At 71.1% G+C, this 25,067-nt stretch carries 16 protein-coding genes; 9 read left to right on the forward strand and 7 right to left on the reverse strand.

Features of this window, described 5'->3' with window-relative positions; translation table 11 throughout:
* Positions 1-4: 4 nt before the first annotated feature.
* Entirely contained in the window at positions 5-1,315 is a 1,311-nt protein-coding gene (locus WMF11_RS13650) for a thymidine phosphorylase (protein WP_437908839.1), read from the reverse strand.
* A 146-nt stretch (positions 1,316-1,461) separates the two neighbouring features.
* Here WMF11_RS13650 and WMF11_RS13655 point away from each other — a divergent pair, with 146 nt between their 5' ends.
* The 3 genes from WMF11_RS13655 (at position 1,462) to WMF11_RS13665 (ending at position 5,995) form a co-directional block, all read left to right on the forward strand.
* Positions 1,462-2,844, forward strand: coding sequence for a cytochrome ubiquinol oxidase subunit I (locus WMF11_RS13655; RefSeq protein ID WP_437908840.1), 1,383 nt, complete (start codon positions 1,462-1,464; stop codon positions 2,842-2,844).
* Positions 2,834-3,862, forward strand: coding sequence for a cytochrome d ubiquinol oxidase subunit II (locus WMF11_RS13660; RefSeq protein WP_437908842.1), 1,029 nt, complete (start codon positions 2,834-2,836; stop codon positions 3,860-3,862). Before WMF11_RS13655 ends, WMF11_RS13660 begins: the two co-directional genes overlap by 11 nt.
* Before the next feature lie 681 nt (positions 3,863-4,543).
* Positions 4,544-5,995, forward strand: a complete 1,452-nt coding sequence (locus tag WMF11_RS13665) for an IgGFc-binding protein (protein WP_437977778.1) — start codon at positions 4,544-4,546, stop codon at positions 5,993-5,995.
* Here the strand turns inward: WMF11_RS13665 and WMF11_RS13670 are convergent.
* Entirely contained in the window at positions 5,924-6,598 is a 675-nt protein-coding gene (locus WMF11_RS13670) for a formylglycine-generating enzyme family protein (RefSeq protein ID WP_437977779.1), read from the reverse strand. The two genes, WMF11_RS13665 and WMF11_RS13670, sit on opposite strands and share 72 nt — an antisense overlap.
* Positions 6,599-7,261: 663 nt before the next feature.
* Here WMF11_RS13670 and WMF11_RS13675 point away from each other — a divergent pair.
* Entirely contained in the window at positions 7,262-8,992 is a 1,731-nt protein-coding gene (locus tag WMF11_RS13675; protein ID WP_437910981.1) for an OmpA family protein, read from the forward strand.
* Between the two features lie 162 nt (positions 8,993-9,154).
* Here WMF11_RS13675 and WMF11_RS13680 read toward each other — a convergent pair whose 3' ends face one another.
* Both WMF11_RS13680 and WMF11_RS13685 read right to left on the reverse strand, forming a co-directional pair.
* Positions 9,155-12,793 (reverse strand): PHP domain-containing protein, encoded by a 3,639-nt coding sequence (locus WMF11_RS13680; RefSeq protein ID WP_437977780.1) that lies wholly within the window; start codon positions 12,791-12,793, stop codon positions 9,155-9,157.
* A gap of 11 nt (positions 12,794-12,804) precedes the next feature.
* Positions 12,805-14,142 (reverse strand): porin, encoded by a 1,338-nt coding sequence (locus tag WMF11_RS13685; protein WP_437977781.1) that lies wholly within the window; start codon positions 14,140-14,142, stop codon positions 12,805-12,807.
* Positions 14,143-14,352: 210 nt separating this feature from the next.
* Here WMF11_RS13685 and WMF11_RS13690 point away from each other — a divergent pair, with 210 nt between their 5' ends.
* The 4 genes from WMF11_RS13690 (at position 14,353) to WMF11_RS13705 (ending at position 20,715) form a co-directional block, all read left to right on the forward strand.
* A complete protein-coding gene (locus WMF11_RS13690) occupies positions 14,353-16,029 on the forward strand; it encodes a hypothetical protein (protein WP_437977782.1) in 1,677 nt (558 codons plus the stop codon).
* 85 nt (positions 16,030-16,114) lie between these two features.
* Positions 16,115-18,175, forward strand: a complete 2,061-nt coding sequence (locus WMF11_RS13695) for a MopE-related protein (RefSeq protein WP_437977783.1) — start codon at positions 16,115-16,117, stop codon at positions 18,173-18,175.
* A 151-nt stretch (positions 18,176-18,326) separates the two neighbouring features.
* The gene (locus WMF11_RS13700; protein WP_437552281.1) at positions 18,327-18,962 is read left to right on the forward strand and encodes a hypothetical protein; all 636 of its coding nucleotides are present in this window, start codon (positions 18,327-18,329) and stop codon (positions 18,960-18,962) included.
* A 244-nt stretch (positions 18,963-19,206) separates the two neighbouring features.
* Positions 19,207-20,715 carry a WYL domain-containing protein gene (locus WMF11_RS13705; protein WP_437977784.1) on the forward strand — a complete coding sequence of 503 codons (1,509 nt, stop codon included), beginning with the start codon at positions 19,207-19,209 and terminating at the stop codon, positions 20,713-20,715.
* Between the two features lie 54 nt (positions 20,716-20,769).
* Here the strand turns inward: WMF11_RS13705 and WMF11_RS13710 are convergent, their stop codons facing one another.
* Positions 20,770-22,155, reverse strand: coding sequence for a KamA family radical SAM protein (locus tag WMF11_RS13710; RefSeq protein ID WP_437977785.1), 1,386 nt, complete (start codon positions 22,153-22,155; stop codon positions 20,770-20,772).
* Between the two features lie 259 nt (positions 22,156-22,414).
* Positions 22,415-23,119 carry a transglycosylase SLT domain-containing protein gene (locus tag WMF11_RS13715; RefSeq protein ID WP_437745905.1) on the reverse strand — a complete coding sequence of 235 codons (705 nt, stop codon included), beginning with the start codon at positions 23,117-23,119 and terminating at the stop codon, positions 22,415-22,417.
* A 213-nt stretch (positions 23,120-23,332) separates the two neighbouring features.
* Between WMF11_RS13715 and WMF11_RS13720 the strand changes: the two genes are divergently transcribed.
* Entirely contained in the window at positions 23,333-23,818 is a 486-nt protein-coding gene (locus WMF11_RS13720) for a hypothetical protein (protein ID WP_437552285.1), read from the forward strand.
* A gap of 72 nt (positions 23,819-23,890) precedes the next feature.
* On the opposite strand, the gene WMF11_RS13725 is transcribed toward WMF11_RS13720, so the two are convergent.
* On the reverse strand, positions 23,891-24,904 hold the full coding sequence (locus WMF11_RS13725) for a CPBP family glutamic-type intramembrane protease (protein ID WP_437977786.1): 1,014 nt from the start codon (positions 24,902-24,904) through the stop codon (positions 23,891-23,893).
* Between the last annotated feature and the right edge of the window lie 163 nt (positions 24,905-25,067).

The raw sequence follows: 25,067 nt of genomic DNA on the forward strand, positions 1-25,067 counted from the left end.
GCGGCTACGCCTCGATCCGCTCCAGCACGAGCGCGGGCGCCTCGGCGGGCGCCGGGCCGAGCCGGAAGGCGGCGCGGACGCGATCGGCCGCGGCCCGCGCGTCGTCCGCCCGGCGCGCGTGGATGCGGGCGAGGGGCGCGCCGCGGTCCACGCGATCGCCGCGCACCGCGGCGAGCTCGATCCCCACGGCGGGGTCCACGCGCTGGTCGGCGCGCGTCCGCCCGGCGCCGAGCGCGACCGCCGACAGGCCGATCTCCAGCGGATCGACGGCGGCGACGTGCCCCTCGTCCTGCGCGGCGACCTCGACCACGACGGGGGCGCTGGGCAGCCGGCCGGCGTCCTGCACCACGGCCGGATCGCCCTTCTGCGCCGCGATCATCCGCGCGAGGACCTCGGCCGCCGCGCCGCTCGCGATGGCTGCCTCGAGCTTCACCCGCGCCTCGGCCGCGCTCGCCGCTGCGCCGCCGGCGATCAGCATCTCCTCGCCGAGGGCGAGCGTGCACGCGACGAGGTCGCCCGGCCCGCGGCCGTGCAGCACCTCGATGGCCTCGCGGGTCTCGATGGCGTTGCCGACGGTGCGCCCGAGCGGGGCGCTCATGTCGGTGAGCAGCGCGGAGACGCGCTTGCCGGCCGCGGTCCCGACGCGCACGAGCGCGGTCGCGAGGGCGCGGGCGTCGCCGAGGGTCTTCATGAACGCGCCGCGCCCGACCTTGACGTCGAGCACGAGCGCGTCGATGCCCTCCGCGAGCTTCTTCGAGAGGATGCTGGCGACGATGAGCGGGATCGACTCGACCGTGGCGGTCACGTCGCGCAGCGCGTAGATGCGCTTGTCCGCGGGCGCGATCCGCGCGGTCTGCCCGATCATGCACGTCCCCACCTCGCGGACGATGCGCGCGAACGCGTCGGCGTCGAGCGCGACGTCGAACCCCGGGATCGCCTCGAGCTTGTCGAGGGTGCCTCCGGTGTGGCCGAGGCCGCGGCCGGACACCATCGGGACGGGGACGCCGCAGGCGGCGACGAGGGGGGCGAGGCAGATCGAGACCTTGTCGCCGACGCCGCCGGTCGAGTGCTTGTCGACCTTCCGTCCGGGCACGCCGGACAGATCGAGGACGTCGCCCGAGTGGAGCATCGCGCGCGTGAGCGCGACGGTCTCGGCGTCGTCCATGCCGCGGAAGAAGATCGCCATGAGCAGCGCGGCCATCTGGTAATCGGCGAGCTCGCCGTCGCTGAGGGCGCGGATGATCCGCGCGATCTCGTCCTCGGACAGCCGCCCGCCGTCGCGCTTCTTCGCGACGAGCTCGACAAGGGTCTGCATCGGCGTCGAGCTTACCCGGGTTCGCCCCTATTTGTCCCTGGCGCGGGCCCCCCTATGGTCGGCGGGAGCGCGCGGACCGTCCCCGCAGGAGAGCGGACACGGCGCCGGTCACGGTCGCGCGGGAGAAGGGAGCCGCAAAGGGCCTCATGAACAGCCTCCTCTACGCCCGGGCCCAGATGGGCCTGTCGCTGGCATTTCACATGATCTTCGCCGCCGCCGGGGTGGCGCTGCCGCTGATCATGGTCATCGCGGACGCGCTCTGGCACCGGACGGGCGATCGAGACTACCTCGAGTTCTCGAAGCGCATGGCGAAGGGGACGGCGATCCTGTTCGCGGTGGGCGCCGTGTCGGGGACGGTGCTCTCGTTCGAGCTCGGGCTCCTGTGGCCGAGCTTCATGGGGACGTTCGGAGAGGTGATAGGGCTCCCGTTCTCGCTCGAGGGGTTCGCGTTCTTCACGGAGGCGATCTTCCTCGGCATCTACCTCTACGGGCGCGGCAAGCTCTCGCCGAGGCTGCACCTGCTCTCGGGCGCGCTGGTCGCGCTGAGCGGCGCGCTGTCCGCGTTCTTCGTGATCCTTGTGAACGCGTGCATGAACGACCCTGCCGGGTTCACGATGGTCGACGGGCGCCCGGCGAACATCGACCCGGTCGCGGCGATGTTCAGCCCGCCGTGGAAGCACGAGACGCTGCACGGCATCCTCGCGTGTTATCAGGCGACGGCGTTCGTGATGACGGGGATCCACGCGCTGGTGCTCCTGCGGCACCCGTCGAGCCCGCTGTTCCGCAAGGCGTTCGCGGTGACGCTCGCGGTCGCCGGGGTGACGGCGCTGGCGCAGCCGCTCGTCGGTCACTACGCGGCGGTGGAGGTCGGGAGGGGGCAGCCCGCCAAGCTCGCGGCGATGGAGGCGCACTTCGAGACCTCGGCCCGCGCGCCGCTCCTCGTCGGCGGCCTGCCCGACGTGGAGCGGGGCGAGGTCGACTACGCGATCGAGATCCCGGCGGGGCTCTCGGTGTTCCTGCACGCGGATCCTGACGCGGTGGTGCCCGGGCTGGATGCGGTCCCCCGGGACGAGTGGCCGCCGGTCACGGCGACGCACCTCTCGTTTCAGGTGATGGTGGGCGCGGGCTCCGCGATGGCGCTGCTGGCGGTGGTCGGGGCGGTGCTCGCGTGGCGCCGCAGGGGGATCCCGGATCAGCGCCCGTTTCTGTGGGCGGCGATCCTGGCGAGCCCGCTCGGCATCGTGGCGATGGAGGCGGGCTGGCTGGTGACGGAGCTCGGTCGCCAGCCGTGGATCGTGCGGGGCGCGATGCGCACGCGCGACGCGGTGACCCCGTTCCCGCACCTCGCGGCGCCTTTCTGGACGTTCACGGCGCTCTATGTCTTTCTCGGCGTGGTGGTGGTCTACCTGCTCGTGCGCCAGCTCCGCGCGGCGCCGCTCGGGGTGACGGGAGGCGGCGGCGCGCCGCTCGAGGGGACGGGCGGCGGCGCGCCGCGCGCGTCCGGGGGAGGCGAGGCCGATGCGCACTGAGTGGTTCATCGGCGGGGTGATGATGGCGGCGCTCGTGCTGTACGCGCTGCTCGGGGGCGCCGATTTCGGCGGCGGCGTGTGGGATCTGCTCGCCTCCGGCCCGCGGAAGCGGGAGCAGCGCGCCCTCATCGAGCGGGTCATCGGCCCGATCTGGGAGGCCAACCACGTGTGGCTCATCCTGGTCGTGGTGCTGCTCTTCACCGCGTTTCCTCCCGCGTTCGCGGCGATCTCGATCGCGCTGCACGTCCCCCTCACGCTGTTCCTCGTTGGCGTCGTGTTTCGCGGCTCGGCGTTCAGCTTCCGCAGCTACGACTCCCGGGGCGATCGGCGGCAGAAGCGCTGGGGGTTCGTCTTCTCGCTCGCGAGCGTGATCGCGCCTGTGCTGCTCGGCATGATCGTCGGCGCGGTGGCGTCCGGGCGGATCCGGGTGGTGTCGGGGGTGGTGACGAGCGGCTTCTTCGCGCCGTGGCTCTCGCTGTTTCCGTTCGTGGTGGGGCTGTTCGCGCTGGCGCTGTTCGCGTTCCTGGCGGCGGTGTACCTGACGAACGAGGCGAAGGAGCCTGCGCTGGTCGACGATTTCCGGCGGCGCGCGCTCGCCGCGGGCTGCGTTGTGGCGGCGCTCGCGCTGGCGTCGTTCGCGGCGTCGTTCCAGGGCGCGCCGCTCATTCGAGAGGGGCTGACCGATCATCCGATCACGTGGCCGCTCCACGTCACGACGGGCCTCGCGGCCACCGCGGCGCTCTTCGCGTTGTGGACCCGCCGTTTCCGTCTGGCGCGCTTCGCGGCGGCGGCGCAGGTCACGCTGATCCTGCTCGGCTGGGCGGCCTCGCAGTACCCGTTCCTGGTGGTGCCGGACGTGACGCTCGAGGGCGCGGCGGCGAACCCGAGGACGTTGCGATTGCTTGTCTGGGTGCTCGGCGTCGGATCCGTGCTGCTGTTCCCATCGCTGTACGTGCTCTTCCGCGTCTTCGGCAGCGGCCGGGCGGGGGCTGCGTCGGACGGCGACGACGACCATTGAGCGGGAGTGGGGCCGACGTACGTGGAAGTCGCGGTGGCCAAATCTGATGCACCACCTCGACCTACCCGCAGGAGAGGCGTGAGGACGGCTGGCTGAACAGCGGCTCTGTGTCCGTCCGGGCGCCAGGGGCCGATGGCGCGATGCCGGTCGCCCATTGCATTCCTGGGACCTGCAACCCGCTCTCGCTGCGCCCCCGAAAAAATGCGAACGCTTTCGCGGGCCTCCCCACGGCGGTCGAACCGTGTTACGCTCGAAGGCGCGAAGTTTCAGGATGCTTGTGGGGGAAGGAGCCCTGTAGAGATGGCGAACATGGCTAGATACCGTCGACACGCGATTGTGGGGTTACTTGCAGCGACAGCCGGTGTGACGGGCTCGTTCGCCGCGTGCACGGACTCGTACCGTCATGGGCTCACCGGCTCCGGCTCGGGCCCCACCGGGACCGGCGGCAGCAGCGGCGGCACCGGCGGCGCGGGCGGGGAGGCGGGGAGCACGGGGACGTTCGGGGAGGGGGGGCGGTGCGATCCGATCTGCTCCAACGATCTGAAGAAGATCCTCAGCTGCAATGGGGTGACGCTGGCGACTTGCAAGCCGGAGGAGGGGTGTGTCAACGCCGAGTGCGTGCCCAACCCGTGCGAGGCGGCGGAGCAGTCGAAGAGCTCGTACGGGTGCGACTTCTGGGCGGTGAAGACCGCGCAGCGGGCGGAGGCGAAGGGAGCCTGCTTCGCGGCGGTTATCGCCAATACGTGGGAAAAGGAGGTAAAGCTTACGGTGCAACGAAACGGCGAGACCTTGCCCGTTGAGGACTTTGCCTTCATCCCACAGGGGCAAGGGAGCCAGATCGTATACCAGCCATACAATCCTGATGTGGGGCTTGGCGTTGGCGAGGTCGCTGTCTTGTTCTTGTCACGCAGTAGCGGCGGTCTGCTGGATTGCCCAAAAGAACCTGCGATGAGGGCTGAGACTGGCGTCGCCGGTACAGGGCGCGGTTCGGGTTTCCATATAACCACGGATTACCCCGCGGTTGCGTACCAGATCGCCCCCTATGGTGGAGGCCCGACCAGCTACACTTCGGCGACCCTGCTGTTGCCCACGAGCTCGTGGGATACGAACTATGTTGCCGTTAATGCCTATCCGGTGTCTCCTTTGAATACGGAGGGGCTGCCGTCATTGGAGATCGTGGCCCGCGAAGACAATACATCGGTTACCATCCTTCCCAGGGAAGATATCAAAGGTGCAGGGCCCGTCGATAATCCAGTGGTCGCTCCGGCTACGAAGGGAATGCCAGTAACATATACGCTGAACAAGGGCGAGTTTTTGCAGATTTCTCAGGATGCTGAGCTTACAGGCAGCCCCATTTCGTCGGATAAGCCCGTTGGTGTGTTTGGGGCCTCTTCCTGTATGAATGTTCCGCTTGAAGTCGCGGACTGCGATTCGGCGCATCAGCAGATTGCGCCAGTACGAGCGACAGGAAGCGAGTATGTGGCGGTGCGTTATCAGGGGCGGGAGGAGGGCGTCGAAGAAGCGCCTCCGTGGCGCCTGGTCGGCATGGTCGACGGTACAGAGTTGAACTGGGAGCCATCGAAGCCAGAGGGGGCTCCTGACACGCTTAAACTCGGTGACGTTGTCGAATTCAGCGCAGCCGGTCCCTTCGTTGTGCGGAGTCAGAACGGCGAGCATCCGTTCTACTTTGGTGGTTACATGACTGGAGGCGAGAACTTTCAGCGGGTGGGTGATCCGGAATGGGTCAATGTTATTCCTCCGTCTCAGTTCTTGGATTATTATGTTCTGTTTACGGACCCCTCATACCCGCAGACCAGCTTGAATGTTGTGCGTACCAAGTCGAAGCGTGATGGCAAGTTCGCAGATGTGACCCTGGACTGCATGGGGAAGCTCTCCGGATGGGAGCCGATTGGAGACTACGAGTATACACGTGTTCAGCTGGTGAGCGGGAATTTTGAGGGCTCCGGCGACTGCATCAACGGGCGCCACGTGATGTCGAGCGAGCTTCCATTTGGCGTCACTGTCTGGGGATGGGGCGCCATTTCAGGTTCTCTCGAGGTCTCATATGCATACCCGGCAGGCGCGGGATTCCAGCCAATTAACCAGATCACGATTCCTGTAGATCCCCTGTGATGCGGAAGATGTGCGGTATGCCGCAGCAGTCAGCGGATGCGCGGGTTTTGTAGTGCGCTTTGCTGGGCGGCCTCGGGGGTTTGAAAGATACACCCGCTGCTCCTCACCGCCGGCGACGGCGTAGTTCCACTCGGCCTCGGTGGGCAGGTAGCCCCCGTCCCATGCGCAGAATGCGAAGGCCTCGTACCACGTGATGCAATGCGTCGGCCGGTGTTCGTTGGGGCCCCGCTCGGCGGTCCGTGTCGGGTAGTACTGGCATTCTAGCTGTGCTTTGAGCTGCTCGGTGTTTGCTGTGAGCGAGGATGTCCAATCGAATTGCCACCCGCTATCGGTCACACCTGGGCGCTCCCCGGCTCCGAGCGCCGGGGGATCCCTCCGCGTCCCTTTCAGCGCCTCCACGAACGCACGAAATCGTCCTACCGTGACCTCGTATCTGTCGAGCCTGAAGTCGCTGACGGTCGCTGGATAGCTCTCATCGTTGCTCCGGTAGAACGTGCCTCCCGGCACGACGTCAGCGGCGCAGCAATCCGCGTCTCCGTCGGGCCCGCAGCTCACTCCCGTGCCAGGCGCGTCGCCGCCCTGGCAGCTCGTCGGGACGCACACGCCGTCGCGGCGCCCCGGGAAGGGCGGCGCGCACGGCGCCTCCTCGACCCACGCGCCCCCTTCGCATCTCCGTGGCTTGCCGCCTGCGCACCAGCGCTCCCCCTCGGTGCATGGGACACATCGGCCCTTTGCACAGACTGGCGCCTCTCCACTGCAAGGCCGCTGGGGAACCCACTCCCCATCTGCGCACTGCCTGGGCGTATCGCCGACACAGTCGCGCTTGCCGTGCTCGCAACCTCCTGCGCCGGAGCTCGAGTCGCTGTCGCCGCCGGCTCCGCCTCCCCAGCACTCGCCCGCGGAGCGTCCTTGAAGTCGTCGAGCCCGAGCACCAGGCCGCAGCTCGTCATCCCGGCCGCAATCGCCAGCGGAGCCATCCGCGCGCCCGCGCCGTGGCCCGTGCGCCGCCTTTTCATTGTCGACATGCGGCCCAAGCTACACAGCGTGCCGAGGTCGCGGAAGGACCGCGCGCCAGCCCGCCGCTCCGACCCGCGCGCCCCGGACACAGCCGCCCGCTTCCGCGGCGGTCCTCGCACCTCCTGGTTCGACCCAGGAGACATCCTCCCCCGGCCCGAGTAGGCTCCCGCCCGGACGCCGGCCCGCATGCGGCGGAACGCCCGCGTCAACCTCGTTTTTCGAGCGTTGCTTGGAGGACAGCTCACCGTGATGGATCGACGAAACCTGCCGGGCCGTGCGCCGCGACGCCCGTCGCGCCTTCGCTGCGCGCTGACCGCAGCGGCCCTGGCCGCACCGGCCCTCGCCGCGCTGGCGCCCTCCGCCGCCCGCGCGCAGGACCGGACCTTCTACCTCGATCGCCTCAGGATGGCCGGCGCCCCCGACGACGGGATCGGCGTCTGGCGCCCGCACATGGGGGAACGGACGCGCTTCTTCGGGCAGCTCGGGCTGGGGATGTCGGTCCACCCGCTCCGCGACGACAACTACGTTGACAACCTCGCCATCGAGGAGCGGGTCGAGGGCGACGGACCCGTCACCTCCCAGCTCATCACCTACCTGAACGCGGGCGTCGAGATCCTCGGCCGCGGCGCCCTCCAGGTCTCGTTCCCCATCGTCCTGTTCCAGGACGGCAACCAGACCTACCACCGCGAGCTCGGCCTCAACCAGAGCGTCGACCTGAAGACCGCCACCCCCATGGACCTCCGGGTCGACGCGCGCTTCGTCGCCCTGGAGCTCGACGAGCGCCGCTTCCGGCTCGGCCTCACCGGGGCGGTCTTCGTGCCCATCGGCAACACGTACTCGTTCGCAGGCGACCGGGGCGTGAGCAGCTCGTTCGGCCTCGGCGCCGAGTACGACTTCAAGGATTTCTTCGTCACCCTGAACACCGGCGTCGCCATCCGGCCGCGCGTGGCGCTCAACGAGCTCGTCGTGGGCAGCGAGCTCACGTACGGCGTCGGCGGCTACGTCCCGCTCGTCGACGGCAAGCTCCGCCTCGGGGCCGAGATCTTCGGCTCGTTCGGCCTCCTCAAGGAGACCGCGGGCGAGCTCGATGCCTCGCCCATCGAGTGGCAGCTCAACAGCAAGATGTTCCTCACCAAGGACAAGGCGGTCTACGTCGGCGCGGGCGTCGGCACCCGCATGAGCGGCGGCTACGCGCCCGATTTCCGGGGGGTCGCCCTCGTCGGCGGCTCGTTCGGCATCGCCGACTCCGACGCGCGCTCGCCGGGCTTCAACTACGTGATCACGGCGGAGAAGGACACCGACGGCGACGGCTACCCCGACGTCATCGACCTCTGCCCGGAGGACCCCGAGGACGGCAAGCAGCCCAAGCCGAGCGACGGATGTCCGGACATGCCCGACCGCGACGGCGACGGCATCCCCGACGTCGTCGACAAGTGCCCGGACGACCCCGAGGACAAGGACGGCATCGACGATCGCGACGGCTGCCCCGAGGAGGACGCGGATCAGGACGGCATCCCCGACGCGCAGGACAAATGCCCGAAGGAGCCGGGGCAGGTCGTCGTCGAAGACCCGGAGAAGAACGGCTGCCCGTTCTACATCCGCAGGATCACGGGCTCCGCCGAGATCGAGATCATGAAGCAGGTCGAGTTCGAGTTCGACAGCTCCAGGATCCTCCCGCAGAGCTATCCGATCCTCGACGAGGTCGTGCGCCTGCTCAAGGCGAACCCCGAGATCAAGCTGCTCAGCATCGAGGGGCACACCGACAACCAGGGCACCATCGACTACAACGACCGGCTCGCGCACAACCGCGCCATCGCGGTCAGGGTCTACCTGATCAACAAGGGCGTTCAGTCGGAGCGGCTCACCTCCGTCGGCTATGGCTCCCGCCGGCCGCTCCTGTCCAACGACACGCCGGAAGGCCGGCAGCGCAACCGGCGCGTCGAGTTCCATATCAAGTCGCAGACGATCGAGGGCCGGTAAGCTCCAGCCGGAGCGGCTGGCCGATCCTCCCCCCGGGATCAAGCGACGTTTGCGTGCACGTGCCCCGGCATGGGCACGCAAACGTCATCTCCTGAGAGCCGGCCGGGTTCGGCCCGGCCACGCGGGCGCGTCCCACGCAGGCGCGCTCCCGGGGATCGGCGTTCAGTCGTCGCGGTGCGCGAGCGCCGGGCGACGATGGTCGCATTTGCCGGGGATCGGAAAGCCGCAGACCGCCTCTTCCGTCAGGCAAACCTGCTCCGCGGGACACTGCTCCGGATCGAGGACGCCGGGATCGCAGGGACGAGAGCAGAAATCGGGCCTCGCCAGCGGGGCGTCGTAGCGGCCGTTGCCGTCGACATCGATGGTGATCGGGTTGGTGATCGCGTAGGGCGGGACCGGCGACCAGTCGGGCACCGTCGGCGTGAGCGCGAACAGGGCGCTGAGCGCGGGGATCCGGCCGAACGCGTCGCCGGCCAGCCGGGAGAGCTGGATCTCACCGAAGGGGACGTCCAGGGAGACAGGGCTCATGAGGTTCCTGTCCTCGAGCCCCATGGCGATGATCACCACCCAGGAGTCGCGATCCGGCGCCGTGAAGGTGACCTTGCCGCGCACGTCCACGATCGCGCTCGGCGGCATGGCCGGCTCCAGCAAGCGGACCATCCCGCCGTTCAGGTAGATCTCCACCCGATCGACGCCGAACCAGCTCGCCGTCTGGACATCGAACAGGAGCTCGAGCGACTCGCCCGCGCTCGCCGCCGCCACCTCGCCGTAGGTCTTGCCGCGGATCGTCGCGCGGATGAAGGGGCCGTACGTCGCGAAGGCGTGCGCGCCCCGCAGGCTCTCGACCGCGGCCGGCATCTCGAGGGCGGCTGGGGAGTCGGTCGCGCTCCGGAAATAGGTCCGCGGGAAGCCCGGCTCCTTCGACCCGTCGTGGCTGTCGCTGCTGGCGATCTGCGCCGGGGCGAAGCCCCGCTCGAGGTAGCGGAAGTAGTCGTCCACCTGGCCCGCGCGGTACGTGCACGGCGCGTCGCGCGCGTCCTCGGGGACCGGATCGCCGCCGAGCGCCGCGGGCCCGCAGAGCTCCTGGCTGTCGGAGGTCGTTCCGGAGAAGCCCCAGTCGTTCGCCTGCTCGTCAGGCGTCCGGGCGAGGATGCGCTTCATCAGCGCCCACGCGAGCTCGGTGCGGGCGCGGCGCTTGCAATCGGAGACAGCAAGAGCGACGGCAGCCGCGCCTGCGCGGGGGGCGCCGCCCGGCGCGGACGTCGCCGCGCACGGCGCGCGCAGCCAGCCCGCCTCCTCGGGGCACGCGGCCTCGATCTCGGCGGCGCTCCCGGCGGCGTTCAGCCGCGCGAGGCAGCGGTTCCAGTCGACGACCTCGGCCACGCTCGGCGTGCGCACCAGATCGAACCGCTTGCCGTTGATGATTTCCATCGCGTCGAACGCGCAGCTCGCGGTCCGGAAGACGGGGTTGTTCTCCTCGAGGAACGTCGGCGTCCGGCCCATCGTGTAGGTGTCGACGCCGAGCTGGTCGATGTAGCCGAAGAAGCCGTCGCGCGGGTGCGCGACGATCGTCAGCGGCGCCACGGTGCCGTCGCCGGAGGCCCGGAGGGCGTCGAGGATCGCCCCGCCGGGCTCGCACGTCCAGTCGTGCGCTCCGTGGCCCGGGACGTCGAGCTCGTCGTACCCGAGCGGGAACCCGATGAAGTGCCCCTGCTCCAGCGTGGTGATCTCCGCCCCGATCGCCGTGGCGAGGTGAGGCGCGAGCCCGAGCGCGCGCGCTGTCGGCTGGTAGTCCGTCTCGACGTCGTGGTCGGTCGACACCGCGAGCTCCACGCCCTCGGCCGCCACCGCGGCCACCCGCCGCGGCAGCGCCATGCCGCTGTCGAAGCTCGGCTCGGAGTGGAGGTGCATGTCGGCCGACATCCACCCGCTCGTGTCGACCTCGCGCACGAGCGTGGCGTCGAGCTGCAACGTGCGGCCCGGCGCGAGCGTGACGTCGCGCTCGACGTAGATGCCGTACTCGATGCCGCGCGACACCGTGATCTGGTATCGCCCCGGCTCGATCTCGACCTCTCCCTCGCCGGTGGCCGTGATCTCGACGGCCCGGTTGCCGTTCCCGAGCCGGCCGTCGCCGAGGTAGACCCTGCGCCGGCCGTCGCCCGGGAGCCTACGCCCCGCCTCGTCGAGCGAGGCGAAGGCGAGCTTGGCCGGCACCCGCTGGCCCGCCTCGTCCGCGACCCGGTAACGCACCCTCGCCGGCGCGGGGAGGCGCGGCGACACCACGGCCTCCTGTCCGGCCCGCAGGCTCACCCGGAGGGGCGCCGACGTCGCCGTCCCCGCAGCGTTCCTCGCCACGAGCAGGTAGCTGCCGGGCGGCAAGGCGCCGCGGAAATCGCCGTCCTCGGACGGGTCGAGGCCGAGATCCGCGTCGATCTCGTCGACGAGGCCCACGTCGCCGCGCGCCTCCCGGTTGGCCGCCACGAGCTCGTCCAGCGAGGCGAAGGGCCGCGCGGGATCGGGATCGGCGAAGACGAACACCCGGGCGTTCGGCGCGGCCTCGAGGGTGTCCTCCCACAGCACGTGGCCGCTGACCGCGCCGGTCGCGGTCCCGCGGAGCCGGTGCATCACGCCCGTCACGCTCGAGACGTCGCCGTCGCCCACGGCCAGGTAGCGCTCGTAGCTGAACGCGCGGTGGGCGTCGCACGCCGCGTCGTCCTCCTCGCTGAACAGGCACGAACGGCTGGCGGACACGAACGCCGTCGCCGCGCTGGCGAAGAGGGGCACGTTGACCACCGATGGCGCCGTGCCCTCCGCTGCCTTCGTGAAGTAGCCGTAGCTGACGTCGCCGCCCGCCGCGGCCACGAAATCGAAGGTGAGCGGCGCCTGGAAGGAGTTCCGCCCCGCGTTCCACGCGTCCTGGACCGCCGTGTCCTCGTCGAAGCCCGCGCCGGGCGCGAAGACGTCGTTCTGGTTGCCGAAGAACACGAAGTCTCCGGCGACGATGCCGGCGCGGCGCGACGACGCCTCCTGCGCGGCCTCCGGCGGATCGCCGAGGACGCCGCCGAACACCGAGACCGGGGCCGTGGCGTTGTCCAGCGGCAGGACGTCGCTGCAGGCGCAGGTCAGGCAGCCGCCCGGGTCCTGCCGATACCCGTTCGGGCACGGCTCGCAGCTCCTCTGGGGCTCGCAGCCGGGCGGCGGCCTGTCGTCGAGCAGGAGGACCGTGCGCACCGTCACGAACCGATCGCCCGGGTGAAGGAGGTAGTCTGTCCGGAAGCGGATCCTGGAGCGGACGTCGGGGAAGAAGAGGCCGAGCAGATCCTCCTGCGCCCGGAGCAGGCCTATCGCCTCGAACAGGAACTCGCCGTCTCCCTCGACGCGGATCCCGGCCTCCGCGCCGTCGGAGCCGTCCGCGAGCACGGAGACGTCGGTCGCCGTCGGGTCCGGCACGATGAGGTTGGCGAGCGAGAACATCTCCGCGAACCGGTCCCGCCCCTGTCCGCCCTCCTCGCCGATCCGGCCGCGCCGCCGGTCGACGTCGACGATGGCCCCGCCGAAGATCCCCGGCCCGGGCGAGTCCCGCCCGCCCAGGATCGCCACGCGGATCTGGTCGTTCTCGAGGAGGAAGTCGCCGATGTCCGCCATCGCCACAGGGCCGCCGACGAGCTCGGCGCGCTGCTCTATCCGCTTGGCGCGGAGCAGCCGATCGCCCCCGCAGCTCGGCAGCGCGGGGGCGGCGAGCGCGGCGGCGGCGAGCGGGACGAGCGCTACCCGGGTGAGCCAGCGGTGGGTTGGTCGCACAGCGATCTCTCCTACAGCGAGAGCTGGAGTTGCAGGAGGAGCACGTCGTTCGAGAGCGACAGCCCGCCGAGCTCCTCCCGGTGCGTGACCTCGATCTGCGCCTTCACCAGATCGTCGACCGCGTGGTAGCTCGCGCCGCCGGTGAGCACGAGGTTGTCCCCTTCATCGTCGATATCCAGGTTGGGGTCGATCCACTCCACGCGACCCGAGACACCGAGCTTCCGGGCGATGAGCATGTAGCCTGCCTCGAAGACGAGCGCGAGCGACGAGACCGAGGTGATCTGCGCGATCGGCTGGGTGGGCACCGCCTTGGGGCTCGCCCCGGTCCAGAGCACCTCGCCGAGCGCGTGGAGCCCCGCGGCGTGCACCAGGACATCGGCGCTCGCGCCATAGAGCGTGCGCGCGCCGCCGTCGCTGAAGAAGCCGTCGGCGCCGACCCCGAGGCGGAAGGGCGAGCGGGCGACGTCCTGGAGCGTACGGCCGAGCGGGCCCCGCGGCTCGGTGGCGACCCGGCCGACGACGGCGATCCCCTCGAAGCGGTTGCCGAGGGGAGCGAGGCTCTCGGAGGGACCTGCGTAGAACTGATCCGATCGCTGGAAGGCGTTGTAGACGCCCGCGTGACAGCTGAAGGCGCGGTCCTGGAAATGCCCTTCGGCCTGGATCCCGACCTGCGTGAACGGGGCGATCGCGCGGACGGCGAGCGGCCGCTCGGCGAGGGCGCCATCGCCGGCGCCGGTCATCGCCGAGCGAGAGAAGGGCACCGTGCGCGCGCCCGCGATCACCTCGAGCGCGCGCGCCGCCGTGACGCCGGCCCACGCCTCGTGGATGCGCGCCGTCCCCGCGTCGTCCCCGGCGAGCTCCGTGGAGATGGCGAACCGCACGAGCCCCGCGACGTCGCCGCGCAGCCCGGCGCGGACCCGGCGCAGGCGGAAGCCGGGCTGCTCGGCGCTGTCGCCGGCCTGGCCCAGGGCGTCGTCGCCCACGTAGGGCGCGGCTTGCAGCGCGAGCAGCGCGATCGGCGCGATCTCCAGCGGCCCGAGCGCGACCCGCACCTGCTCTCGGAAGCCCGGCGGCAAGAGGTCGCCGCGGTCGCCGCTCGCGGGCGCCGGCGACACGGGCGCGGGCGCGTCGCGCGGCTGCAGCTCCCGCGCCTGCGCGTTCGCTCGATCGGCCTGCGCCGCTGCGCCTTCCGGCTCGCCGGCCGCCCCGACCCCTTCTGTCTGCGCGTCGCCGGGGCTCGCGACCGCGGCGGCGGGCTCCTCTGCCGCGGGCTCGGGCTCCTGCGCGCGCGGCGTGGCGGCGGCGAGCAGGACTGCGGCGCCGCCTGCGACGCGAGCGAGGTGCCTCATGGATTCGGGTCTCCTGGAGGGCTGCCTGGAGCGCCCCTGCCGCTCCGGCTGGCCAGTGGTCGTCACCTCGTGCCGTGTCCACCCGGCGAGGTGCCCGGGAAACTAGAGGAAGACACGCGGCGCTGCAATCCGCGCGGCGCCCTGTGCTAACGCTCGCGGCCTACCCGCTCCTCGCGCAGCAGCGGAGGGAAGGGGAGCGCCACACTTCTCATGGAAATGCCCGGTTCGAGCCCGTCCGACAGTGATCCCACGCCCCGGGCCGGCGCGTCCGTCGCCCCGCCGCCTCGACCTCCTGGCGCGGAGGCGCCTCCCGCGGTCGAGAGCGGGAATCGCTGGCCCTGCGACAGGGCGTTCGTCGCGACGTTCGTGCTCCTCGCCGTCGCAGCCATCGTGCCGATATGGCGGGTGCGGTTCCTGCCGCTGCTCGATCTGCCGAACCACCTCGCGGCCGTCCATATCTGGCACAGCTTCGACGAGCCGTGGACGCGCTTCAGGGACTTCTACGAGCTCAGCCTCCGTCCGGCCCCCTACGGCGCCTATCACATCCTGACGCACGTGATCGCCTATGGCGTCGGCCTCGAGAACGCGAATCGCGTCGTGCTCTCCGGTTATGTGCTCGCCATCCCCGCGGCGGCGCTCGGCTGGGCGCGCCGGACGCGGCGCAGCCCCTGGCTCTCGGTCCTCACCTTCCCGCTGGCCTTCACCCTCTCCTGGGCGTGCGGCTTCCTGCCGTTCCTCGTCGGCGTCGCGCTGCTGCTCGCCGGCGTGCTCGCGCTCGACGTCTACCTCGATCGGCCGAGCCCCTTGCGCGGGGCCGCCGTCGCGCTGCTCAGCGTCGGCTGCGGCCTCAGCCATCCGCTCATCCTCTTCGGCTATTACGTCTGCGTCGCCGTGCTGATGATCTGCCACCTGCCCCGGTGGTCGCGGATCGCCGTCGCGCTGCCGCTCTTCGCGCCCGCCGTCGCGCTCGTCCTGTGGCAGCTCGTCGCCTTCAAGAGCCCCATGGTCGATCTGCGGAGCGGCCCGCGGTTCCAGGGCGTCTGGGTGCCATGGCACGAGATGCTCCGATCGTTCCCGGAGTACACGCTCGACTCGGTATCGGGCGATCTCGACACCCGGCTCTTCTGGGTGCTCCTCGCGGTGGCGTCGCTGCTGGGCCTCTCTGGCGTCGCGCGCGTCGCCCGGCGCTTCCTCCCTGGCCGCAGCCTTCCCGCGCGCGAGCCAGCTGCGCCTGCCGGCTCGCTCCTCGACCGGCTGCATCGCCATCGCTCTCTCGCCCTCTGCGCTGCGATGGCGATCTGCTATTTTCTCGTGCCGCTGCACCTGGCTCGCCCCTTCGACTGGTGGTTCGTGAGCGGGCGCTTCTCGCCGTTCATCTGCTTCTTCGGCTTCCTGGCCATCACCGCGCCGCTCCAGGGCCGCTCGCGCCTCCTGATGGCCCCCGCCGTGGTGGCCGCGCTCGTGCTGCCGCTCCACCTCTCGGAGAAATATGCGCGCTTCGACGAGCGGGTCGCGCCGTTCGCCCGGATGGTGGAGCGGATCCCGCCGGGCGCCGAGGTCCTCTTCGTGACGCTGCCTCCGCGGACCGATGAATCGCTGATCATCGAGGGCACGAACCACTTCTCCTCGTGGGTGCAGATCATGCACGGGGGCTTCAGCGCGGACGGCTGGCACAACGTGGGTTTCCCCTTCACGCTGAAGCGTCGCCTCCCCGCGCCGCCGTCGAACCGCGGTGAGTGGTTCAGGCCGGATGTCCATGGCGTCGCGTACGATTACGTGATCCTCCGGAACGAGCGGCCGGATAAGCCGCTGTTCACCGCGGCGCACCCCTCGTTTCGCCGGATCGAGCGCGATGGCGCCTTCACGCTCTACGAGCACACGCGTTGAGCGACGCCACCGACCGGGTAGTCTACGATCCTCGCGGTCGGCCACCCGTCGGGTGCGTCGCGCCGAGGAGGGGAGCCGCTTGCCGATGCCGATCAGAACCCGCGCAGTCCGTCGCCGCCCGCTGGCCTGGAGCGGAGGGCTCGCCGCCGTGGTCGGGCTCGCGCTGGCGTCCGGCGTGGCGCCGTCCTGCGCCGGCGCGGCAGGCCCCGACATCCCGCGGGGTGATGGAGGCGAGGGCGCTTCCGGCTGTCCGGCCGACTGCGCCGCGGACCCGAGCGCCCCGCTGTGCGACCCGGAGACGGGCGACTGCGTGGCCTGTCTGCCTGGCCCTCTGGCGTGCCCGCCCGGTCAGTACTGCGATCCCGAGGCGAAGCGCTGTCTTCCGGGCTGTGAAGCCGAGTCCGACTGCGCAGCTCCGCTCACCTGCGATCCCGCGAAGCACGCCTGTGTTGCCTGTCTCGTCGACGGCGACTGTCCCCTGGGCGCGCTGTGCACCGGAGAGGGCGAGTGCGTTCAGGGCTGCTCGGCGGCGCACCCGTGTGAGAGCGGCGCGGCGTGCTGCGATGGTGTCTGTCGGGATCTCCAGACGGACGCGCTGAGCTGCGGCGCCTGCGGTCGCGCCTGTCCGGAGCTCTCGCACGCCGGGATCGCCTGCGTCTCGGGCGCGTGCGCGCTCACCGCCTGCGAGGACGGGTTCCTCGACTGCAACCACGACCCGGCGGACGGGTGCGAGCACGACGAAGCAGAGCGCGGGCCCTGCTCGTGCGCGCCGGGCGACACGAGGGTGTGTTACGAGGGATCGCCGGGCACCGAGGGGGTCGCTCCCTGCGCCCCCGGGGTCTCCACCTGCAGGTCGAGCGGCCTCTCGTGGGGGCCATGCCTCCACCAGGTGCTGCCGGCGCTCGACGTGTGCGCCGACGATGTCGACAACGACTGCGACGGCACCGTCGACAACCCACCCGATCAGGACGGCGACGGGTGGACGATCTGCGATGGCGATTGCTGCGACTCGCCTTCGGACGGGTGCGGCACCCCGGCCCTCGTGAACCGCGGCGCGTTCGAGGTGGCGGGCAACGGGATCGACGACGACTGCGACGGCGTGGCAGACAACATCGCGCCTTGCGACGCCGGGCTCACGAGCGACTCGCCGACCGCGCTCGACTATGCCAAGGCGATCGACCTCTGCGTCACCACGACGGCGAGCCCGCCGTCGCGCTCGCAGCGCACGTGGGGGGTCCTCTCCGCGAGCTTCCACCGCGCCGACGGCGCAAGCGCGCCGGCCGCGGCCCAGCGGTCGATCCGCCAGGGCTTCGGCTCCGGCATCACGCCGCTCCAGGGCGCGCGGCTCGCGGTGCTCTCGACCGGCGTCGCCGCGGCCGAGGACGCGCCGAACAACACGAGGCCGAGCTTCGCCCCGTTCCAGGGCGGCCAGGACATGGGGACGTCGAGCAGGGTGCCCGCGGACTGGCTCGACGCGAACGGCGACAACCTCCCGAACGCGCCCGGGTGCCCTGACCCGCAGGGCGGCGCGATTGCCCACGATCCCGTGATGCTGAAGCTGCGCGTCCGCGTGCCGACGAACGCGAGCGCGTTCAGCGTCTCGACGTTCTTCCTCTCGTCCGAGTATCCGGAGTGGGTGTGCAGCCGGTTCAACGACTTCTTTCTGGCGCTCCTCGACTCGACGTTCGAGCCCTTTCCAGGCGAGGTGGCGAATCCTGCGGACGGGAACCTGGCCTTCTATGACCCGCCGCCCGCCGGGGCGCCGGTCTACCCGCTGGGCACGAACCTCGCGTTCGGCGGCACCGGGCTCTTCACCCAGTGCGTGAACGGGCCGACCGGGTGCGGCGGCGGCGCCACCCCCGGCACGACGACCACCTGCACGAGCATCACCCAGCTCCGCGGGACGGGGTTCGATGCCACGAGGCCGCCCGCCCAGTTCGAAGGTGAGCCCGGCTGGTGCGGATCGAGCGAGCGCGCGGGCGGCGGGACCGGATGGCTGGTCATGAACGGCAATGTCACCCCGGGTGAGATCATGGAGCTGCGCTTCGTACTTTGGGACACCGGCGATCCCTGGAACGATTCCGTGGCCCTCCTCGACAACTTCCAGTGGTCGCCGTTTGCCTCGACGCCCGGCACGCGCGACTGAAGCGCCGCGCAGCGCGCCCTGACCGAGGCGCGCGACCGCAGCGGACGGACGGCGACCCGATTACACTGCGCGGCGCACAGAGGACCGCGGCACGCATCCCGCGGCCTCGCGCTCGTCAGGAGCGCTTCCGTTCATCACCCAAGGAGACTGCATGAGGAGAACGATCACGCCGCTCGCGCTGTTGCTCGCGAGCCTGTCTTTCGCCACGCTCGGCTGCGATAGCAAGGGGAGCGACGCGACGGCCCCCGGAGCGGTGGCCGAGGGCAAGCCGACCGAGAGCGCCGCGCCTGCGGCGACGACGGCCGCGCCGGTGGCGACGGCGGCCGTGCCGGCCGCGGCGACCGCCGAGCCGACGGCCGCTGCGTCGGCTGCGCCGGCGGAGACGGCCGCGGCGACCGCCGAGCCGGCGGAGACGGCCGCGCCGAAGGCGACGGCCGCTGCGTCTGCCGCCGCGGCCGCGGGGCCAGCGTCGACCGGCGCCGCGCAGGCGGGCGAGAAGAAGTTCGAGTGCGGCGCGAAGGGCCAGAAGATGTGCCCGATGCAGGCCTGGATGAAGAGCACGATGGCCTCCGCGACCTCGAGCGGCGACGCCGCGAAGATCGCGACCGCGCTGCAGTACGTGGCCAGCAAGCCGCCGCCCGGCATGGGCAGCTGGGTGGCGATCACGAAGGCCGGCATCGCCAAGGCGAAGGCCGGCGACGTCGACGGCGCGAAGGCGAGCTGCAAGCAGTGCCACGACCTCTACAAGGAGCAGTACAAGAAGACGATGCGCGATCGTCCCTGGTGAGCCGCCCGCCGGCGGCGCGTCGGATCCGCTCCGGCTCGCGCCGCTCGCCGCTGCGTCCCCGCGGGTCGCCGCGGCGAAATTCCCGTAACCGAACGACATTTTCGCGGGCCCACGGCGCCGTGGCGAGCGCCGAGCGCCGCTTCCTGGAGCGCCGCGAGCGGCGAGCGCCGCCGCCGCGCGCCCGGTCGGGGATCGCTGCTCGGTCGGCAGGGCGCGGGACAAACATCTTGGACGGGAGGGGGTGATGCGATACAGCGCTGAGCTGATGGCGCGCGCTGTTCGCACAGGCCCTGGGGGTGCCCATGCGCCTGCCACCGCGTCCACTCGCGCGCGGGGGGCCGGCAAATCGAGCGGGGCAGCGGCTGCTCCGCGCCCGCGCGTCGGCCAGACCGCCGACCCGTTCTCGAGCGGCGCGACGCCGCCCCCGAAGCCGCGCGCGGGCGCGGCGCCGCGGCTCACCGGGGACGCGGCCCTCGACGTCAGGTCGAGCACGGCGGCCCCGAGCGTGCGCCCTCCAGCGGCCCCGTCCGCGCCGAGCGTGCGCCCTCCAGCGGCCCCGTCCGCGCCGAGCGTGCGCCCTCCAGCGGCCCCGTCCGCGCCGAGCGTGCGCCCTCCAGCGGGCCCTCCGCGGGCGGAGGCGGGTGCTCCTGCGGCCGCCTCGAAGAGGCCTCCTCCGCCGGACGAGGACGACGACGACGATGATGACGTGCCGGGCGGCGCGCAGCGCGGCCGGCCGCGCGGCCCGTTCACCCAGCACCGGCGGCTCGACTCGCTGCGCAGCCTGCTGCAGAAGCACCCTGCTGGCCTGACGATCTATGATCTCGCGCGCGAGCTCAATGTCACGCCGCGCTCGCTCCGGCGCTACCTTGTCGAGGTCAAGCGCGAGCTCGATCTCGTGTCGGTCGCCACGCGCCCCGGGGGCCCTCGCCTCTGGCGGCTGTCTCCGAGCGAGGCGCCCCGGCGCGTCGAGGTGCGGCGGACGCAGGCGTACGCCCTGCTCGCCGCCCGCCGGCTGTTCGAGCCGATGCGCGGCTCGACCCTGTTCGAGGAGATCGACCTCGCCGCGCAGCGCCTCCTCGGCGTCGCGCGCAGGCCCGGGCGCGGGCCGAACGCCGGCGTCGCCGACGCGCGGCTGGAGGAGCGCTTCCTCTATCTCCCGTTCGCCCCGAAGGACTACGCCGCGCGCACCGAGGAGCTCGACGACCTGTTCCAGTCCGTCGCCGACCTGCGCCCCCTGCGGTGCCGCTATCGCCGCTCGCGGGACGGGCGCGAGGAGCGGGTGCTCATCCACCCGTACGCGCTCGTCCTCTACAAGGACGCGATCTACTGCGTGGGCCTCCACGTGGGGCGAGGCGAGGTGCGCACGTTCCTGCTCGATCGCATGCGCGACACGGAGTGCGCGGTCACCGAGCGGTTCGAGCTGCCCCCGGATTTCTCCATCGACGACTACTTCCAGGGCCAGTTCGGCATCTGGCGCGGGGGCGAGCCCCGGCGCGTCGTGATCGACTTCGACGAGCGCGTCACCGAGTTCGTGCGGACGCGCAAGGTGCATCCGTCTCAGGAGATCACGCCGCTTTCCGGCGGCGGCGTGCGGCTCACGATGCTCATCGGCGACATGACGGAGCTCGCGACGTGGGTCCTCGGCTTCGGCGAGACCGCCCGCGTGGTCGAGCCGCCCGACCTCGTGGACCGCGTGAAGCGCGAGCTCGCCGGCGCGCTCGCTCGCTACGCGGAGCCGCCGGCCGAGGCCTAGCTCCGCAGTTCAGCGATCCCGGGTGGGATCCCTGACCCACGGAGCTGGCCCGCCTCAGCGCGAGGCCTGGAGCGCCTCGTCGATCATCTTCTGGTGCTCCGCCGGGTCGGCCCAGCGGGCGCGCCCCTCGGGCGGGAGCTGATCGATCGGATCGAAGTACGTGTACCGCTGCCCCGGCTTGACGCTCGGCGCCTCGAACACCGAGATCCCGGTCGTGCGGTCGTAGTGCTCGAACGAGTGCGCGTCGCGCTTGCCTCCGCCGCCGGGCGCGTCGACGACGAACGTCGGCGTGTTGAACCCGGCGGTCGAGCCGCGCACATACTTCTCGATCGTGAGTCCGGTCGCCAGCGTGGTCCGGAGGTCCTCCACGCCGCGGACGAGGTCGTGGATGTAGACGTAATAGGGGTGCACGTGCACGTGTCCCAGGCGCTTCACGAGCAGCTTCATCGTCTCGGGCGTGTCGTTCACCCCGCGCTGCAGCACCGACTGGTTCCTGACCGTGATCCCGCGCTCGAAGAGCTTGTTCATCGCGTCGCGGGTGACGCCCGTGATCTCGTTCGGGTGGTTGAAGTGCGTGTGGATCACGACCTCCTTGTGCAGCTTCCGGCCGAGCTCGACCGTGCGCGTGACCGCGTCGATCCACTCGTCGTCGGTCAGGATCTTCTGCGGCATCACGGCCGGGCCCTTCGTGGCGAGGCGGATGCGCTGGATGTTCGGCATCCTGAGGAGCGTCTCGCCGATCGCGCCGAGCTGCTCCGGCCGCAGGTTGTACGCGTCGCCGCCGGAGACGACGATGTCCTCGAGCTCGGGGCGCGACGCGATGTACGCGTACGCTCGCTTCCAGCGCTCCTCGTCGACCTTGAAGTGGGTCTTCTCGACCTCCTCCGTGTCGATGCCCACCGCGTAGCTGCGCGTACAGAAGCGGCAGTACACGGGGCACGTGTCGAGCGGCAGGAAGAGCGCCTTGTCGGCGTACCGGTGCGTCAGCCCGGGGACGGGCGCGTCCGCGCGCTCGTGCAGCGAGTCGAGCCCGAGCTTCGGGTGATCCGGCAGGAAGCGCGAGGCCAGCGGGATGAACTGCGTGCGGAGCGGATCGCCGTACGGATCGTTCCAGTCGATCAGAGAGAGCATGTACGGCGAGACCCGGACGCTCATCGGCGCGCGCGCGAAGCCCTCGGTCGCGTCCCGGATGAAGTCGTCCGACACCATCCCGCGCAGCGTGTCGAGCAGCTTGTCGGGGCGGGTGATCGACTTCTTCGCCTGCCACCGGTGGTCATTGAACTGCTCGTCGGTCACGTCGGCGTAGGCCGGGATCCTCCGGAAATCGGGCAGCTCGAGCAGGTTCGCGTGATGGAGGGACGCCGGGTCCACCGGCGGCTTGAGGGGCGCGATGTCGTGGCTTCGCTTGCTGAGTTCGATGAGGCTCGAGGTGGTCGTCATGTCGTGGACCCTTGCTCGCGCGGAGCAAAGAGAGCGTCGATGGATGGCCGCGTGCCTGCGCCTGCGCGTCTCGGGGCCTGCCCGGGAGAGGCTGCGGCAGCGGTTCCTGGGAGCGTAGCATCGCGGTACCCCGTCGGGGGCGATGTGCGCCGCTTGTCGCCGAGCGGCGCCTCTGGCGGGCGGGCGGGGGGTTGGCGAGCGCGCTCGCTGTTGGCGGGCGCGCGGGCGCGCGGGCGTGATTGGCGGGCGCGCGAGCCGGTCAGGGTTCGATCGACGCGACCGTGGTGTCCCGGGTGGTGCGGTAGCGCGCGTAGTAGGTCCGGACGCGCGTCACGTAGGCCTGGGTCTCTTCGTACGGCGGGATGCCGCCGTGCCTCATGACCGCCCCTTCACCGGCGTTGTAGCCGGCGATGGTGAGATCGAGATCTCCGTTGAAGAGGTTGGCCAGGATGCGCAGGTACCGCGTTCCACCGAAGATGTTCTCTCGCGCGTCGAACGCGTCGCGCACCTGCATGCGGAGCGCGGTCTCTGGCATCAGCTGCATCAGCCCCTGCGCGCCGACGGGCGAGACGGCCCGTGGATCGTAGTCGCTCTCGCACTTGATCACCGCGCGGACGAGCTCCTCGGGGATCTGATAGAGCGCGGCGGCCTGGCGGATCCACGCGTCGTAGCGGCTGAAGCGCTCGAGCGATTTGTCGCTCGGCGCGACGGGCGTCACCCCCGCGCGCGTCGTCGAAGAGCGGCGCCCGTCTCCCTTGATGTACAGCTTGAACCGCGCGTCGCCGGTGGGGCGGTTCGCGAAGTGCACCGTTCCATCCGCGTCGGTGTACGTGAAGATGTCGGCGAGCGCGCTGCCCGGGTGCAGCGCGAGGACGGCGAGCCCGAGCGCGGCGGCGAGGGCGCGCAGGGGCACGCGAAGGGAAGGCCCGGAGGTCGACGGGGCAGGCATCTCTCGGTTCAGCATAGGTTGCGATCGTCCGCTCGCGCAAACCGCACCGTATCGGCGGAAATCGTGCCGATGGAATCGGAGGAAGCTGAAGCTGGATTGGAGAGCAACGCTCCGGGCACGCGCGGTCATCCCGAGGACGTCGTCGCGAGGCGATCCGGCGCGACGCCCCCCCGTCGTGGAAGCTCGGTCTGGTGAGCACGTCCCGGGCGCTGTAGTAAGGCGGGCGCCATGGACATCGGCTGGCGGCATGTGCTCGCGGGGGTTGCGGCCCTCTTCATCCTGTTCCTCGTCGTCAAGATGCGCCCTGCCCGGCGGCGCCGGGACGCGCTGAGCGCCGAGGTGCAGGCCGCGCGGGAGCGCGCGCGGCGCGCCGCGACCCCGCGCGAGCGGGCCGAGGCCCTGTGCGACGCTGGCGTACAGGCGATGCACGGCGGCCGCCGCGTGACAGCGGCCGTGGGGTTCTTCGTGCGCGCGATGCGCGCCGACCCGACCTCGGCCCGGGTCATCGAGCTCGCGAGCGGCGCGCTGGCCAGGCGCAAGCCCCGGCTCCTCGAGAAGATCCTCTGGCGGAGGCTCGCGGTGCTCCCCTGGGACGGCGAGCACCGCGACGCGGTGCGCGCGGCCGCCGGCGGGCTGGAGGCGCTCTACCGGCGCGGGATCCGTGACCGCAGCCGGGCGGAGATCATGCGCAAGCTGACCCGGACGCTCGGCTGAGCCAAGGCGCGAGGGCGCGCCATCGGGCGCGCCGCCGGCCGGCCGCGAAGACGTGCGAAACGTCAGACGACGTCACGTCCCCCAGAACGATCGCGGCAGCGCGCCGCGGTTCGACAGCGCGACGAGGTCCATGAGCAGCGCGATCGTGACGTGGACCAGGAAGCCCGAGTAGATGCTCTTCGTGCGCATCGCGAGCGAGCCGAGCGCGATCCCGGCGACCACGGCGCCGGCCGCCTCCAGGTACGGCTTGCCGAAGTGGATCATGCAGTAGGGGACGATCATCGCGAAGATCGCGCCGGAGCCCAGCGTGTGCCGCAGGCCGGCGAGCCAGAAGCCGCGGAAGAAGATCTCCAGCGCGAAGAACTGGGCGAAATACATCGTCTCCCAGGCGATGAGGTCGAACCAGGAGCGGGAGGACTGCTTGTAGAAGGGGTAATAGGTCCCGAAGTCGGGCGCGCTCGCGACGACGAACACCGCCGGGACGACGACGGCGAGGCAGAGCAGGTAGATCCACGCGTGCTTCGCGAGGCCCCGGACGCGCAGCCCCATGTCGAGCAGGCTGTCCTTCGGGAAGCAGGCCTTCCACGCGACCATCGGGATGGCGACGTAGCCGAAGACGCGGGTGAACGACCACCAGACGTAGCCATAGAGCTCGTCGTAGCGGCGGATCGAGATGGGCAGCAGCGTCCCGGCCGGCGAGAGCGTCTGGGCGAGCTCGAGCTCGCGCAGCCACGGCCGGATGTGCTCGTCGTAGACGGCGCGGCCGCCGTAGTACTGCTGCAGCATGAGCACGACCGCGGTGATGGTGAACAGGACGGCGGGGCGGCGGTCGTAGCCGCCGGCGGCGAGGGTGCGCCGCTGGTGCTCGTGGGCCTCGACGTCGAGCTCCCGCCAGGTGCGCCGGAAGAAGAGCCAGAGGACGGGCGCGAGCGCGATGAACGCGACGACCGGGAACAGGGCCTTGAGGACGGTGCTCCCCAGGGCCGACGAGGGTGCGGCGAGGTGCGAGCTGACGTCCGAGAGGGGCGGCTTCAACGGTCGGAGCCGGTCGACGTGCGCCACGAGCCAGCTCCCCAGGTTGAGCATCGGCGCGCCGTGTACCACGATCTGCGGCCCAGCACAGCGGCGACACTCGGGCGACGCGGGATCTCGAAGGCCGCCGGCGCCGCCCCTCCGCAGCGCGGCCTTGCGGCGCCCCGCCCTGCTCTGCTAGATCGCGCCCCTCTTCAAAGCCGCGCGAGTCATCTCG

This window comes from Sorangium sp. So ce295, assembly GCF_051527405.1.
GTDB lineage: Bacteria > Myxococcota_A > Polyangia > Polyangiales > Polyangiaceae > Sorangium > Sorangium cellulosum_B.

Coding starts and splice junctions, on each gene's coding strand:
- WMF11_RS13650 (WP_437908839.1), bottom strand. CDS start 1,315: ATGCAGACCCTTGTCGAGCTCGTCGCGAAGAAGCGCGACGGCGGGCGG.
- WMF11_RS13655 (WP_437908840.1), top strand. CDS start 1,462: ATGAACAGCCTCCTCTACGCCCGGGCCCAGATGGGCCTGTCGCTGGCA.
- WMF11_RS13660 (WP_437908842.1), top strand. CDS start 2,834: ATGCGCACTGAGTGGTTCATCGGCGGGGTGATGATGGCGGCGCTCGTG.
- WMF11_RS13675 (WP_437910981.1), top strand. CDS start 7,262: ATGGATCGACGAAACCTGCCGGGCCGTGCGCCGCGACGCCCGTCGCGC.
- WMF11_RS13685 (WP_437977781.1), bottom strand. CDS start 14,142: ATGAGGCACCTCGCTCGCGTCGCAGGCGGCGCCGCAGTCCTGCTCGCC.
- WMF11_RS13690 (WP_437977782.1), top strand. CDS start 14,353: ATGGAAATGCCCGGTTCGAGCCCGTCCGACAGTGATCCCACGCCCCGG.
- WMF11_RS13695 (WP_437977783.1), top strand. CDS start 16,115: ATGCCGATCAGAACCCGCGCAGTCCGTCGCCGCCCGCTGGCCTGGAGC.
- WMF11_RS13700 (WP_437552281.1), top strand. CDS start 18,327: ATGAGGAGAACGATCACGCCGCTCGCGCTGTTGCTCGCGAGCCTGTCT.
- WMF11_RS13705 (WP_437977784.1), top strand. CDS start 19,207: ATGCGATACAGCGCTGAGCTGATGGCGCGCGCTGTTCGCACAGGCCCT.
- WMF11_RS13710 (WP_437977785.1), bottom strand. CDS start 22,155: ATGACGACCACCTCGAGCCTCATCGAACTCAGCAAGCGAAGCCACGAC.
- WMF11_RS13715 (WP_437745905.1), bottom strand. CDS start 23,119: ATGCTGAACCGAGAGATGCCTGCCCCGTCGACCTCCGGGCCTTCCCTT.
- WMF11_RS13720 (WP_437552285.1), top strand. CDS start 23,333: ATGGACATCGGCTGGCGGCATGTGCTCGCGGGGGTTGCGGCCCTCTTC.
- WMF11_RS13725 (WP_437977786.1), bottom strand. CDS start 24,904: ATGCTCAACCTGGGGAGCTGGCTCGTGGCGCACGTCGACCGGCTCCGA.